Source organism: Ferdinandcohnia sp. GQ5 (genome assembly GCF_059759275.1).
Genome location: NZ_JCAXEW010000013.1, coordinates 1 through 15,347, shown reverse-complemented (window position 1 = coordinate 15,347; position 15,347 = coordinate 1). Strand labels below are relative to the sequence as shown.

Annotated in this window: 12 protein-coding genes; 10 read left to right on the top strand and 2 right to left on the bottom strand. The window is 37.7% G+C overall.

Translation table 11 applies throughout. From position 1 onward, the window contains the following. Positions 1-14: 14 nt before the first annotated feature. The 8 genes from AC6CHV_RS16175 to AC6CHV_RS16140 all read left to right on the top strand — a co-directional run bounded on the left by AC6CHV_RS16175 (position 15) and on the right by AC6CHV_RS16140 (position 10,281). Positions 15-902, top strand: a complete 888-nt coding sequence (locus AC6CHV_RS16175; protein WP_121445654.1) for a carbohydrate ABC transporter permease — start codon at positions 15-17, stop codon at positions 900-902. A 4-nt stretch (positions 903-906) separates the two neighbouring features. Beyond that, a complete protein-coding gene (locus AC6CHV_RS16170; protein ID WP_498079213.1) occupies positions 907-1,794 on the top strand; it encodes an ABC transporter permease subunit in 888 nt (295 codons plus the stop codon). Between the two features lie 112 nt (positions 1,795-1,906). Further along, positions 1,907-3,220, top strand: a complete 1,314-nt coding sequence (locus tag AC6CHV_RS16165; RefSeq protein WP_498079212.1) for an extracellular solute-binding protein — start codon at positions 1,907-1,909, stop codon at positions 3,218-3,220. Between the two features lie 63 nt (positions 3,221-3,283). Continuing rightward, a complete protein-coding gene (locus tag AC6CHV_RS16160; RefSeq protein WP_498079211.1) occupies positions 3,284-4,582 on the top strand; it encodes an amidohydrolase family protein in 1,299 nt (432 codons plus the stop codon). Further along, the gene (locus AC6CHV_RS16155; RefSeq protein WP_498079210.1) at positions 4,572-6,710 is read left to right on the top strand and encodes a Sip1-related alpha-galactosidase; all 2,139 of its coding nucleotides are present in this window, start codon (positions 4,572-4,574) and stop codon (positions 6,708-6,710) included. The genes AC6CHV_RS16160 and AC6CHV_RS16155 overlap by 11 nt, the downstream gene beginning before the upstream one ends. 44 nt (positions 6,711-6,754) lie before the next feature. Continuing rightward, positions 6,755-7,585 carry a TIM barrel protein gene (locus AC6CHV_RS16150; RefSeq protein ID WP_498079209.1) on the top strand — a complete coding sequence of 277 codons (831 nt, stop codon included), beginning with the start codon at positions 6,755-6,757 and terminating at the stop codon, positions 7,583-7,585. Positions 7,586-7,631: 46 nt separating this feature from the next. Beyond that, entirely contained in the window at positions 7,632-8,246 is a 615-nt protein-coding gene (locus tag AC6CHV_RS16145) for a DUF624 domain-containing protein (RefSeq protein WP_498079208.1), read from the top strand. 151 nt (positions 8,247-8,397) lie between these two features. After that, positions 8,398-10,281 carry a family 20 glycosylhydrolase gene (locus AC6CHV_RS16140; protein WP_498079207.1) on the top strand — a complete coding sequence of 628 codons (1,884 nt, stop codon included), beginning with the start codon at positions 8,398-8,400 and terminating at the stop codon, positions 10,279-10,281. A 580-nt stretch (positions 10,282-10,861) separates the two neighbouring features. On the opposite strand, the gene gtfA is transcribed toward AC6CHV_RS16140, so the two are convergent. After that, positions 10,862-12,331 (bottom strand): sucrose phosphorylase, encoded by a 1,470-nt coding sequence (gene gtfA / locus AC6CHV_RS16135; RefSeq protein ID WP_498079206.1) that lies wholly within the window; start codon positions 12,329-12,331, stop codon positions 10,862-10,864. Between the two features lie 588 nt (positions 12,332-12,919). Next, the gene (locus tag AC6CHV_RS16130) at positions 12,920-13,756 is read right to left on the bottom strand and encodes an isocitrate lyase/phosphoenolpyruvate mutase family protein (protein WP_498079205.1); all 837 of its coding nucleotides are present in this window, start codon (positions 13,754-13,756) and stop codon (positions 12,920-12,922) included. A 230-nt stretch (positions 13,757-13,986) separates the two neighbouring features. Between AC6CHV_RS16130 and AC6CHV_RS16125 the strand changes: the two genes are divergently transcribed. Both AC6CHV_RS16125 and AC6CHV_RS16120 read left to right on the top strand, forming a co-directional pair. Then, complete coding sequence (locus tag AC6CHV_RS16125) at positions 13,987-14,487, top strand: PCC domain-containing protein (RefSeq protein ID WP_498079204.1); 501 nt, start codon at positions 13,987-13,989, stop codon at positions 14,485-14,487. A 3-nt stretch (positions 14,488-14,490) separates the two neighbouring features. Next, positions 14,491-15,237 carry a glucose 1-dehydrogenase gene (locus AC6CHV_RS16120; RefSeq protein WP_498079203.1) on the top strand — a complete coding sequence of 249 codons (747 nt, stop codon included), beginning with the start codon at positions 14,491-14,493 and terminating at the stop codon, positions 15,235-15,237. Positions 15,238-15,347: the final 110 nt, after the last annotated feature.

Below are 15,347 nucleotides of genomic sequence, written 5' to 3'. Positions count from 1 at the left end.
GAGGAGATACATCCATGTTTAAGAGCAAAATAGACAAAAATCCATACGGATACTATTTTATTGCCCCGTTTTTTATCAGTTTTATTGTTTTTGGACTCGGTCCAATTCTCTATTCTTTTTACTTGAGTTTTACAGACTGGGAAGGGTTTTACGAACCAACGTTTATTGGACTAGCAAACTATGAAAGATTGCTTCATGATACCTTGTTTTTTAAATCCATCTTGAATACGTTAATTATTTGGATTTTTTCCATCGTACCTCAGTTAACAATTGCACTTACACTTGCTCTCATCTTACACGAGAAGTTCATTAGGGGGAGACACTTATTCCATGCCATCTACTATTTTCCAAACATTATTACACCAATCACACTAGGTGTTATGTTTGCTTTAATATTTGATTGGCAAACCGGAAGTATCAACCAGTTTTTACTTAAAGTTGGTTTGATTGATGAACCATTTTACTGGATGAATAATGTGTGGACGTCACGTGCAATCGTAGCTCTTACGATTATGTTTCAAAACTTTGGTTTTAATATGTTAGTCTTCTTAGCAGGTTTACAGGCGATACCAAAAGATTTATATGAGGCGGCTGAAATTGACGGTGCATCCAGATTCCAAACAGCCATAAAGATCACAATTCCATTAATCAGACCTGTCCTTATATTTACATTAATTACATCGGTAATTGGTGGATTACAAATTTTTGATGCGCCATTAATGTTAGGTAGTGGTCCTGATAATTCAACAGTTACCATGATTATGAATCTTTATAATGCCGCATTTGTCAGATATGAATATGGCTACGGCGCGACAATCGCTTATGGTGCATTTGTTGTAATCGCTATTGCAACGGTCATCACATTTTTAATTCCTGGAGTAAGAAAGAAGAAGGAGGCGTAGTAAGTTGAATCAACCATTAGAATTAAAATCGTCCTCTGTCATAAATGAGAAAAAACTTAAATCGAAAAAACGATTAAGTTTACTTATCAAAACACTTATTTGGATTATGCTCATTGTTTCAGCAACACTCTGTTTAATTCCTTTTTATAGCATGATTATTACATCTACACACTCAAATTCCGATATAACCAGACAGCTATTATTGTTACCTGGGGATAAATTTCTAGAAAACTACAATCGATTAATAGATGTCGTCCCAATCTGGAGAGGGTTTTTAAACAGTTTATTTATTACTGTTATTTCGACAATTTTAGGTTTGTATTTTTCAGCAATGAGTGGGTATGGTTTTTCAAAATACAAATTTAAGGGAAATGGATTTTTATTTGCTTGTGTCTTAGGTACGATGATGGTGCCTGGACAGTTGGGAATTATAGGATTCTTCAGATTGATGAATGAAATGGGTCTAGTGAACACGTATTGGCCAATTATTTTACCGTCAATTAGTAACGCGTTTGCATTGTTCTTCTTTAAACAGGTCAGTGATAATTCAATTCCTAAAGAAATGATTGAAGCTGCAAGAATAGATGGTAGTAAGGAACTCACAATCTTTCATCGGATTGCACTGCCTTTAATGGCACCTTCTCTTGCAACATTGGGGATCTTCCTTTTCATTGGTAAATGGAATGAATTCTTACAACCTATGATTCTATTATTTGATAATGAACTTCAGACACTTCCAGTTATGATTGCAAGTGTGAGAAGTCAATTTAATGTTGATTATGCTGCACAATACGTCGGTATTGTCATCTCCATTATCCCGATTCTTATTGTATTTGCCATCTTCTCTAAGCAAATTATCTCAAACGTTATGGCAGGTGCAGTTAAGGAATAAAAGGTATGTGCTTTAAAAAATGTCTGACCTTATTTTAGGGAGGTGATCAAAAGCAGTCGATTAGTAAGAAATCATTGTGTTTTAAATCAAAAAAACATAGGGGGAAATAAATATGAAGCGCTTTAAACTAATTAATCTGTTTTTGATTTTAGCTCTACTAGTCGGTTTACTTGCAGCTTGTTCAGGTAATGAAAAGTCAAGTAAAGATAGTGATTCAAAGGATAATAATGCTACTTCAGAACCGAAGTCTCCAGAGGATTTTGAAGGTGAATTAACGATTTGGACTTTCTTCGGTGATGTTGAAAAAATGGGGCAAAAGTTTGAAGAAAAGTATCCGAACGTGACAGTAAAGGTAAGTGTCTTCCCTGGAGACCAATATCAAACAAAGTTAATGAATGCGATCAATACAAAGACAGACGTTCCAGATATTTTTGACCTTGAAAGAGGGTACATTGATAAGTTTATTAATCAACCATTCCTAGCGAATATGTCTGAGTTAGGTGCAGATGAATTAGTAGAAAACTATGTACCTTATGTGAAAGAACTTGGAGTTGCGGATGACAATACGATTCGAGCAATCTCTGATCACTCATCTCCTGGTGCATTTTGGTATCACAGAGATCTAGCTAAGGAATATCTTGGTACAGATGATCCTGAAAAGGTATCAGAAATGGTAAGTTCATGGGATAAGATTATTGAATTAGGTAAAAAAGTAGAAGAAGAAAGCAATGGTGACGTACACTTAATTTCTCACTTTGGTGATGTATTTAATACTGAAGCATTTAATCAAGAGATGTGGGTTCAGGAGGACAAATTAGTCATCGATCCGAAATGGGAAGATATTTTTAATAATATGAAAGCAATTAGAGAAGAAAAAGTTGATGCAAAACTTGGTTATTTCTCTGGTGGTTGGGGTGACGCTCTTAACGATGGTGGCGTAATCCTATTTGCAAATCCAGCATGGGCAGGTTTCATGGTTGGTAACGAAAATGGTGAGGCAGAAGGTAAATATGGACTTGCAAAGACACCAAGTGGTTATTACCAAGGTGGAACATATCGCTCCATCTATAACGAATCAGACAATAAAGAGTTAGCATATGAATTTGTTAAGTTTATTGCTAGTGAAGAATGGCAGCAATATAATCTTGAAGAAACAGGTAACATGCCAGGTCTGTTATCTATCTATGAAAAGAATATGGATTCATTCACACATCCATTCTTTGGCGATCAAAAAATATTAAAAACATATCATGACCTTGTAAAGGAAATTCCAGCCCAAAAGGCAACAGGTAACAACCAGGCTATTTCAACATTATGGTATGATGCAGCAGCTGAGGCAATTGACAGTGGAGAAGATTATGAGCAGGCTCTGAAGGATTTCAAAGCATCCGTTAAAAATGGATACCCAAAAATTAATGTTGAATAATATTTAAATGGTAGACGGCTGCTTATTTTTTAGCAGTCGTCTATTACTAAAGGAGAATGGACATTGAATGCAATTGCAAATTATATAGACAACTTAAGGGTAATCGATGGACATGAGCACCTAATCCCTCAAAGTGATCGCAGCAAAATGAAGGCTGATTTTTTTGACCTCTTACATTATTTAAGTTCAGATATGATGACAGCTGGTTTAGATGCTACATTCTTTGACAGAAATAAAAATAAGATGTCGGTTGAAGAAAAGGCAAAGATTTTTCTAGAATATTGGGGAAAAGTAAAAAACACAACATATGCCCAAATGCTTAGATGGGCAGTTGAAGATTTGTATGGAATGAATAATTGGACCGTCGAAGGAATCTGCAGCTTAAATGAACGTGTACAAAAGGCGTCAGAGGATCCTGATTTGTATCAAAAAGTGTTAACGGAAAAATCAAAAATTGATCTTGCCTTCACACTTATCTTTACTACTAAAGTAGATTTCCACTATTTCCGACCTGTTATGTGGACGGATCATATGGTGAAAATACGAACACTGAAAGATATTGAGATGATCGAAAAAGAGGCCGGGACTGATATTTATGATTTTGAGGATTTTATAGAAGCAGTTGATACCATTATTAAACGTTATTTTGATGAAGGAATGGTTGCTACAAAAATCGGAGTAGCCTACTGGCGTTCGTTAGCTGTTGAGAAGCCAACAAAGCATGAGGCTGAGACAGTGTTTAATAAACTAAAGGGAAGTCATCTAAGTGAATCCCTTTCACAAGAAGAATTAAAACCATTTCAGGACTTCATCATTCACCGGATCATTCAGCGTTCTATACATCATGATATCCCGATTCAAATTCATACTGGACATCAGGAACCGAGTGTATCCTCCAATGGAAATAGGATTACGAATTCAAATGTTACGGACCTTATTCCATTATTACTAGAATATAAGAAAGCAAAGTTTGTTCTTCTACATGGTGGTTATCCATATTTTAATGAGTACCTATCAGTGGTTAAGAATTTCCCTAATGCTTATGCGGATTTAACTTGGTGTTATATTTTATCACCTACTGCAACAAAACAATTGTTATCACAGATGATTGAGATGGTACCACAGTCGAAAATTATTGGATTTGGTGGAGATTATAGTCAAGTAGAAGGAACGTATGCGCATTTGAAACTAGCAAGAAAAGTATTAACGGAAGTGTTAGTTTCCAAAGTAGACAATGGAGATATGACTGAATACGATGCCTGTGATTTTGCAACACGTGTCTTAAGGAATAACCTAATAGAATTGTATAAATTAAACCTAAAACCAGCTTCCTTAGCAAAGGAGGATTTACATGTTAACTAACGAAAACAAGGAGCTATTGCAGCTTTTTAATGATAAAGATCGAGTATTGAATGACGTAAAATTTGAGTTGGAATTGGAACAAAACGGTAAGGTTAACTTGGAATTTGTTGAGGTAAAAACAGATACTCAAGTAGATACCTTCGGAGAATACAAGCGATATCAGTATATTTATAGATGGGAAGAACAAGTTGATTTCTCCTTTATCTTGCATTGCTATGGGCAGCAATTTGTCCACGCGTTTATTGATGTCGTGGTGAATAGTGAAAAACTGTTTACTCAAAATGATTCTTTATCTGCGAAAAATAGTGTAGTCATCACGATAAAGGATATGGGCGATATTGAGGGGCTATTTGCATCCTACCGTCATAAAGATTGGTGGACAAGACCACATTTCAATAAAGATGTAACAACCCTCCCTGCAAGAACGCAATCTTTATTATGGAAGAGTCAAGATTCATATCATTACATATTACCTGTTGTTGGCCCCGAATTTAAAACAGATCTTGAAGGAGCTAAAGAAGGGGTTCAACTAAAGGTCTCATCCTATGACAGTGGAAGAAACCAAGGTTATACACCTATTTTTATTTTAGCTCATGGGGATAACCCATTTGCATTGGCAAGGGAAACAAGTCAACGATTGCTCGATGTGAGCTCAAATACAAGACTGAGATATCAAAAGCGTTATCCTGAACGGTTGGATTATTTGGGATGGTGTAGTTGGGATGCCTTCTATCATAAGGTGAATGAAGAGGGAATTTTAAACAAAGTATCTGAGTTTAAGGAAAAAGAAATTCCGGTTAAGTGGTTGATGATTGATGATGGTTGGTCACAAACAGCCGAAGAGCGTCTAAATGGTTTTGAACCGGATGCTCAAAAATTTCCTAGTGGATTTAAACAGTTAACGATGGAATTGAAAAATTCCTTTGGCATTGACTCAATCGGGGTCTGGCATACCTTGGCAGGTTACTGGGGCGGCATTCATCCAAAAAGCAAGTTAGCGAATGAAATGTCACCAAACCTATATAAAACCAATAGCCAGAAGTTAATTCCTTATCCTGAAAAAGGGATGGGCTTTGGTTTCTGGGATGCTTGGCACTCTTATTTAAAAGAACAAGGCATTGATTTTGTAAAAGTGGATGGCCAAAGTGCCATAAACAACTTTATGGAAGGCCAAATGTCTATTGGGGAGTCTTCGGTTGAAACGCACAAGGCTTTAGAAGCATCTGTAGGCATACACTTTGATCATTGTATGATTAATTGTATGGGAATGGCTTCAGAAAATATTTGGAATCGACCTATTTCCTCTGTATCAAGAAGTAGTGATGATTTTGTTCCTGAGGATGAACATGGATTTGTGGAGCATGCTTTGCAAAATGTGTACAACTCGTATTACCATGGCGAAATTTATTGGGGTGACTGGGATATGTTCTGGACTGAGCACAAGGATGCAGGGCGTCACGCATTACTCAGAGCACTTAGTGGCGGTCCGGTTTATGTCAGTGATCGTGTAGGTCAGACCAATCCTGAAGTATTATGGCCATTAATAATGAAGGACGGAAGTATTCTTCGTTGTGACCAACCTGGTAGACCAACAACAGATATGTTAATGGTGAACCCAGTTGAAGAGAAGAAGCCTTTAAAGGTATGGAATACAAGTAACGGGATTGGCTTAGTAGGGGTATTTAATGTGTCACAAGAACAAGTTGTAGGAAATATAGGTCCCCGAGATATCGATGGATTTGATTCAAACGACTATCTTGTTTATGACTACTTCAATCAAACGGTAAAAGAGCTCGGAAAAGATGAGAGATTTGAAGTTACCTTAGAAAAGGATTCATATTCTTTCTATTTAATCATCCCTAAAGCTCATGTCATAACTCCTTTAGGAATTCTAGATAAATATGTTGCTCCAGCTACATTTGTAGCTGAACTCACTTCTAGTGAGAAGATTGTTGTGAAAGTGAAGGAAGCTGGAGTCTTTGGATTTGTAACTGAATCCGAAGTGAAGGTTGTTAAGGTAAATGGAAAAGAGGTCATTGTGGATCGATTAACTGACAATGGGCCGATTTATACAATTGATTGTTCCTCTTTCGTTAATGAGTCAATGATTGTAGAGATCCAAGTATAGAAAGCATGAACGTGTTATCAAGAACAGAATGAGGAGTGTTCATTATGAAGGTTTCATGTCACCTTATTACGTGGGGAGAAGATTTACTAAAAGGTTTAGAAGAAGCCTCTACATTAGGCTATCCAGCATGTGAGACATTTACACATTTGGCATTGCAGTACGAAGATCGTCTAGATGAATTTAAAACCTTACTAAATCAATATGGGTTTCAGCTTTCTGCTTTGTATGGTGGTGGTAATTTTACAGATGAATCCAGAAGACAATATATCATTGACCGAAATGAAAAGGTAGCAACATTTATAGCAGCAAACGGTGGTGACCGAATTGTTTTCGGACCTGGAGGACCTCGAAAAGAAGGGGGTACTACTAGGAAGGAATTAGAAATTGCGGCAGAAACAATTAATCTAGCAGCGAAAAAGTGTTATGATCTTGGTGTGAAAGCTTGTGTTCACCCTCATATCAATACTGAAATTGAAACGGAATATGAGCTAGATACAATTATGGAGTTAACGGATCCAAACTATGTATTCTTTTGCCCAGATACAGCACATCTGAAAAAAGCTGGGATGGATCCTTTAGAAATGATTAAACGTTATCATGACCGGATAGCTTATCTGCATTTAAAAGATGTTTCACCAAAGGAAGTAGATGAGACAACCTTTCCTATTTTAACGGGGAATGAGGCGATGCCCATTTTCTGTGAGCTAGGTTTAGGGACATTATCAACTGAATTCAAACCGATTATTGATTACTTAAAAGAAATCAACTATGACGGGTGGCTAACCGTAGAGATTGACCAGTCAACTAGCACCCCTTATAATAGCTTGAAAATTTGTCGAGACTTTGTGCAAGACAAGCTGCAATTAACCATTTAACAAAAAAATCATCATTCTGCACCATAGAAATAAAGGAGTGGCTAAAGTGGCACAGGGATGGAAAAGTGCATTTGTACGTTTTGCTGAATGGTTTTCACGTTTAGCGTATATTAACGTTTTATGGATTGGTTTTACCCTTTTGGGGCTTATTCTTTTCGGTTTTATCCCAGCAACTGTATCTATGTTTGCTGTCGTAAGAAAGTGGCACAGAGGGAACCTGGAGGACTCTGTTTTTAAAACTTTTTGGAGCTATTACCGGAACGAATTTGTAAAATCAAATATTTCAGGGCTCGTTTTGCTCGTAATTGGTTATGTCCTTTATCTGGATATCTTTGTGTTAAATCTAGATCAATCGATGCCGATGCAAGTAGTTCAATTCCTACTTTACATACTTGGAGCCTTATTTTTATTGGTTACCGCCTTTTTCTTCCCTGTGTATGTTCACTTTGAATTGAAATGGTATCAGTATCTAAAGATTGCTACATTAATGGTTTTTGCTGCTCCATTAAGAGCCATTATAATGCTGATTATTGGCTATGGCGTTTTTTTTCTAATGGCAAAAATGCCAATCCTTATGTTTTTCTTTTTAGGCAGTATAATAAGTTATTTGTGGCAAATGATCTCCTTACCGACATTTGACAAAATACAAGATCGAAAGTAATGAGGTTTTTTTAGAATGGAGGGCAATCTCGCTCCTACTTATATGAATCTATCAAAAGATTACGTTTATAGCAGGGCCTTACTTCCATGCAAGATAAAGAAGTAAGGCCCTTTGTTTAAAGGGTTACTATATTTTTTATGGGGGTAATGTTGTGAAATTCCAATTTATAGGTTTGACGCCTGAACTACATAAGGGCCTTTCGATTATTTGTGAGGAACTTGGTATCACCATTAGTGACAATGGATTTCCTGTTATTATTGACAAAGAAGAAGGATCGATTAAGGTAAGTCTTACAAACCAAGATGGCAGAATTCGTTATGAGAAAGATGTTCATTTTTTCCGGGCGTTGGGTTTGTTTATAGAGAATTTTAAAGTGCAGAACGAGTGCGAAATTGTTGAAGAGCCTCAATTCGATACAAACGGTATTATGATTGATGCATCGAGAAACGGGGTAATGACTGTTGATGCGATTAAAATGCTATTAAGGAAAATGGCATTGATGGGTCTGGATGTCTTAATGATGTATACCGAAGATACATTTGAAATGGAAAAATACCCATACTTTGGATATATGCGTGGACGGTATAGTGAGGCAGAAATCAAGGAATGTGATCAATATGCCTATGAATTAGGGATTGAAATGATTCCTTGCATTCAAACGTTAGCTCATTTAAGCGAAGCCTTAAAATGGAATTATGCGGGGAATATGAGGGATACGGAAGACATTCTTTTAGTTGGGGAGCAGGGGACCTATGAATTTATCGAGGAAATGATAAAGACGACAAGTCGAATCTATAGAAGTAACCGCATTCATATTGGAATGGATGAAGCACATCGACTTGGATTGGGTACATATTTAGAGAAAAACGGTTATAGGCAAAGATTCGAGATTATGAATGAGCACTTACAAAAGGTAGTATCTATCGTCGAAAAATATCAACTAAAGCCCATGATTTGGAGTGACATGTACTTTAGATTAGGATCAAAGACAGGTGGTTATTATGACCTGAACTCTGTCATTCCTAAGGATGTGAAGGATTCTATCCCGAAAAATCTTCAGTTAGTCTATTGGGATTACTATCACACAGATCAAAGTTTTTATGAAACTTTTATCGAAAAGCATCGAACATTTGGATCAGACCCGATCTTTGCAGGTGGAATATGGACTTGGAATGGGATTGCGCCGAACTATGGGAAAACCTTTGCTACGACTGAGGCAGCTTTAGCCGCATGTAAAAATAAAAAGGTAAAAGAAGTGTTTGCAACCATGTGGGGGGATAATGGTGCAGAAACGAACCCCTTCACCGGACTTGGTGGCATGCAACTATTTGCAGAACATGGATATGCAAAAGAGGTAGACAATACTCGATTAGCTGAGCGATTTTCCTTTTGCGTAGGAGGAAATATAGACGATTTCCTTAAATTAAATGAGTTTGATGAAACACCAGGGGTGGGTGTTGATAACCTAAAAGAGTCACATCCATCAAAGTTTTTACTATGGCAGGATGTGCTAACCGGACTGTATGATGAGAACATAAAGGGCTTATCTATGAATGAACATTATGCTAAGTTAGCTGAGCGTCTAACGATTGCCAAACAGAACAACTCAAAGTGGGATGAGTTATTTGAATACTATATACAGCTTGCAAAGGTTTTAAGTATCAAATCAGAGTTTGGCATAAAGCTAAAAAATGCATATGATCATCAGGACAAAAAGCGAATAGAGGAATATAAAGATCAACTTATAGAATTACGTGACATGGTAGACGTTTTACGTACTAAACACCGTTCACTTTGGGATAGTACGTATAAGTCATTTGGTTGGGAGGTATTAGATATTCGCTATGGCGGTGTGATTGCCCGATTAAATACAGCCAAAGATCGGCTAACGAATTGGTTAGAAGGAAAAGCGGAAAACATACAAGAGCTTGAGGCGGAGCGGCTTTACCATGATGCCCCATGGGTAATGCCAGAAGGAGCATTAGGTAGAAATTCTTATCACCGTATCGTTACGGCGGGAGCATTTTCAAACTAAAAAGAAAAGCAAGGATGTGGTCAACTGAAAATGTCCACATCCTTGCTTTTTTCTATCCGTTTCTCTAATTGGTCTTGGTGTATTCGTCCATGATCGTGCAAGAAAACGTATGTTCAACTTTTTTGGCTCTATTCTATAAGTTTGTTGTTTTTAGATATAATGTGTAAACCTAGTAGATTGGAGCGTAAGGTGGCGACTCCTCGAAAATGTATTCACATTTTCTTCGTGCGTGGGTTATTTCAAAGAAGCAAATTCAATGTCCAGCGGGAAAAGCGAGAGACTTGAGACCCCGCAGAAGCGACAGCGACCTGTCCAGTTGCAGCGGCTAGAAACTCGAGAAATTTCAAATCCTCCTTCAGAGGCAAAATACGCCTCTTTGTCGGAGTCTCCGACGCACACGACGTGCTAGTGCCGACTTCGCCACAGGAAGTGGCGCTTTAGTCGGCCAATTTTCTCGTTTCTGTTCAAGCCGCCTCCACATTTCGTTGAGGAGGCTCAAGCCACGTCCGCGGAAAGCGTCCACCTGAAGCGGAAATCATCATTGATAAAAACAACAAAGTTTGCGAAAACAGCCATTTTTTTAAACAAGATATTGCTTCAACTCTCCATCTTCGCCCGTATAGGTGATTTCGGTCTTCATGTTTTTTAAATGGATGAATAATGAACAAGTTTTATCCCCATTGTTCCAAGTGAGGTGAATTTCATCACTTGCGGAATCGAGAACCTGAAACTCTCCATCAAATGCAGGATGTTCATTTCGAAACTGGATGAGCTTTACAAGTCTTTGAACGACATTACTTTCAAGGGCTTTCTCAACCTCATCAAAGGTATAGTTATGTCGATTGATTTCTCGTTTTTCCCCAGTTCTTTTCACAGCCTCATAGTCATTTTTTCCAGCTAATAAGCCGACATAATAGACTTGAGGTACACCAGGTGCAAAGAATTGAATCGCTCTCGCAGCTAAGTAGGCATCATCATTGTGATCCAGCATAGAGTAGTAAGTTCCATTTATCTGATGTATATCAAAACCATCCTCTGTCTTATGTTCATCTGAAAGGATATAACTAAAATTGGCTCCTCTCTTTTCGCATGTCTCTACAACTTTTCTAGCTTGCTTTGTATCAATTAATCCTTCCATGTCAGGTAAAACAGGAATCCCGTCATGGCAGTCAAGCATTGTGAATTGCTTCTTTGGGCGATCCTTTAAATATTCACGAAGATTTTCACTAGATTGAGTGATTAATGTTTCAAGAACGCGATAAGGTAGGATAAAATCGTAAATCCAATATCCTTGTTCCGCCAATTTATACTGTGTTTCGTGGTGAGCATGGACCTCAGGAAGAAGTTCTATGTTAAGAGAATCTGCCATGTCTTTAATCCAATCAAGAAATTGATAGATTTCTGGTTCCACGAAAAAGCAGCTGGTCCCGATCTTTTTGATTACGTAACCTACCGCGTCAAGTCTCACAATACTGACGTTGTTTTTACTAAAGTTTTCAAAAAATAGAGTTAGTAGCTGTTTTACCTTTTCTGAACGGACGTCTAAATCAATTTGTTCAGAAGGATCCTCTCTTCCGAAAGTTGTCCATACTAATTCCTCTTCTCCTGTAGCTTCTATTGTATAAGAGGAGTATGGCTTTGATCTTCTAAGGAAAATTTTATCGACATCTTCCTTCAGTGGTTTTCCATCTTTCCAATACTTATCAAGCGTTATAAATAAATCTGCATATTCTGAGTTACGACCATGCTTGAGGAAATCCTGAAAATACTCTGATTGCTTAGAAATGTGGTTCACCATTAAATCTACAAGAATATCATAATTTTCCCCTATAGATTTAATGTCATCCCATGAGCCGAACTTTGGCTCTATCTCAAGATAATTAAGAGGTGCGAAGCCTCTATCTCCTGAAGATGGAAATGGTGGCAAAATATGAACCCCGCCTTTAAAGCTACTAGGAAAGTATTTTGTAAGTGCTAATTTCAGAGAATGTAAATCCCCACCTAATGAGTCTGGATATGTAATGAGTTGTACTTGATTTTTGATTGTCATGATAGCATCCCCTTATATGTAGTGAAAGAATGGTATTTTAAGATATGGTTTTTGCACAAAATGAACATCAGCATATAAATTGGTCATTTTGATCGCAAAAATTTGAGAAGGTTAATGGAATACAAAACGATTAGCTTACTATGATATCGCTTCCAAGTCTTATGAAAAGAATGAGTGATTATACTACAAAATTAACCCAAAAAATACAAAACTTTTCAGTTAACTCTATTATAAATGAAGTAAAGAATACGAACAAGGGACAGAGGGACAGGTCCCTTGTCCCAAAACATACAAGTTTTATGATGATTATAATAGAATACAAATATCCCGATTAGCAGTAAACTGTACTAATCGGGATATTTTTGAATTTGTCGATTTCAAACAAACGTTTGTTTAACGTTCTAAACCAGCTGTGGCGTAAAACTATCAATTCAATCAATCGTTTGTTTGAATTCATTTTTAATAGGTGAAGGGCATGTGAGTAAAACTGTTATACTATCAATTTGGTATTCTGAAATAGGGTCGGAGGGACAGGTCCCTTGTCCCAGGAAAAAGATGGTGGGTCAAGGGACCTGTCCCCTTGACCCATTATTTCACTAAAGTGGATACTTCACCATAGGAAAGCACATTATCTGTTATTTTAATAAATGTACGTTGGTTCACGATTTCGTCGCCAATTTGTTTCAAGAGGGATACACTGGCGCGGAAAGGACTTGAGCCGGTACTAACTCTTTCAATTCCTATTTCAGATAACTCTTCTAATGAAGGAAGCCCTGGGACGGCTAATAGGTTGATTGGACAATTGACTGCATCGCGTATTTTTTTGATGTCCTCTCTATTTTTCAAAGCAGGGACGAAGACACAATCTGCGCCAGCTTCCTCATATAGCTTTACGCGGTAGATCGCTTCGTCAATACGAGATTCTGGTTCGCCGATATTTAGCCAAAAAATATCCGTGCGGGCATTGATAAACAGTGGAAACCCAATTGAATCACTGTACTCCCTGATGGCAGCAATCTTTTCCTGCTGCAGTTGAGGATCATAAATCGGAGAACTGGCATCACCAGTAGCGTCCTCGAGATTGATACCAACCACACCAGCTGAAATAACTTGTTCTATTGTATGTAAAACTTCTTTCGTCGTCTTTCCATAACCTGATTCAAGGTCCGCGCTTACTGGTACGTCAACCGCGTTAACCATATTCTTTATTATACGTAACATCGTTTCAAATGGAATCTCTTGTCCATCAGGATACCCCATTGACATCGCAATCCCTGCACTTGTTGTACCAATTGCTTCACATCCGCATTCCTCGAACATTTTTGCACTGATTACATCCCATGCATTTGGTAGAATCATGGTATTTGGACCCTTATGGAGAGCTCGAAAACGCTCTGCTTTAGCTACTTGTTGTTTACTTATCATCGCCAAACTCCTCTCTAATTTCGAATCAATACTATAGTTTAATTGTAACTTATTTATGGGGCAGAGGGACAGGCCTAAAAGGACAAATATGGTGGGACAAGGGACCTGTCCCCGTGACCCACCCTTGACCCATTTGAAAAATATAGTAAACTATTTTTAAATTCACAATTGAATGATTAGTTAGAAAATGCATCGGTTGATTCTTGTAGTGGAAGGAGTGTGGTTTTATTATGAGTACTCAAAATAGTGGGGGTCATTCTATATTTGATGAAGAAAGTGGAGTGATTATTGGAACCCTCAATAAGGGAACGGATTTGATGGAGGGTCTAAAAGCTGTGTTCAGAAAGCATGGATTTTCAGCAGGTATGGTTACATGTATTGGTTCTGTTTCACAGGCAGGCTTTGTTACTCCGTTTAAAAAAGAAGACGGTTCTCCTTATTATAGTGAACCAAAATTAGTAAAAGGTATTTTTGAAATTCTAAATGGAACCGGTTTCTTTTGTCGTGATGAGGAAGGAGAAATCGACTTACATATGCATGCCATGTATGTGAACGAAATGGGGATGCTTTTTGGTGGACATACATTGCCACATGAAAATCCAACATTGATCACGGTAGAATTCATGATTCAAATTGGCAAAAATGTAGAGGCAATTCGGAAGTTCACCCCAAGTCTTGGGTTTAGGACAATTCGTTTCCATGATGGTAAAAACAATATAGGGGGGAACTAAACAATGGTAACTGGGAAAGTAGCGTTGGTAACTGGATCGGGAAGAGGCATTGGAAAAGCGATCGCTTTAACATTGGCTAAGAGAGGTGCTGATATCGTAATTAATGACCTTGACATGGATAACGCAGCTCATACTGTTGAGGAAATTAAGGCGCTTGGCAGGAAAGCAATTGCAATAAAGGCGGATGTAAGCAGTGAAGTAGAAGTGGAGGAAATGGTTAAGGAATGCATAAACCATTTTGGAAGAATTGATATTCTAGTTAATAACGCAGGACTCGTGTCAACGAAACTACTTCAAGACACTACCGTACAGGATTGGGATCGAATCATGAGTATTAATTTAAAGGGTGTTTTTTTATGTACAAAAGCCGTATACCCTTACATGATGGACCAGAAGAGCGGGAAGATTATTAATATCGCCTCGGTTGCTGGAAAGCGAGGGGGAGGTTTGTTTGGAAAGTCTGCCTATTCGGCATCAAAAGGCGGAGTCATATCATTTACAAAAGCCGTTGCACGTGAAGCAGGAGAATATGGAATCAATGTTAATGCGGTTACACCAGGTTTTACGGATACCGAAATGGTTAAAGGGATGAGTCAGGACCAAAAAGAAAATGTCGTCAATTCTATCCCGATGCGTAGGGCAGGGAAACCGGAGGATATTGCAAAAGCGGTTTGCTTTTTAGCATCCAGTGATTCAGACTACATAAGTGGTGAAATCATGGATGTTGATGGTGGAATCATGATGGATTAATTAAGGGAAATAAAACAAATTGATATAGTGCCAAAGTTGATAGATTCAATTTTTTAATCAAAAAATCTTAAAAAGTCTGAGGAACACTTTTACAAAAAAGAGTGAAATTA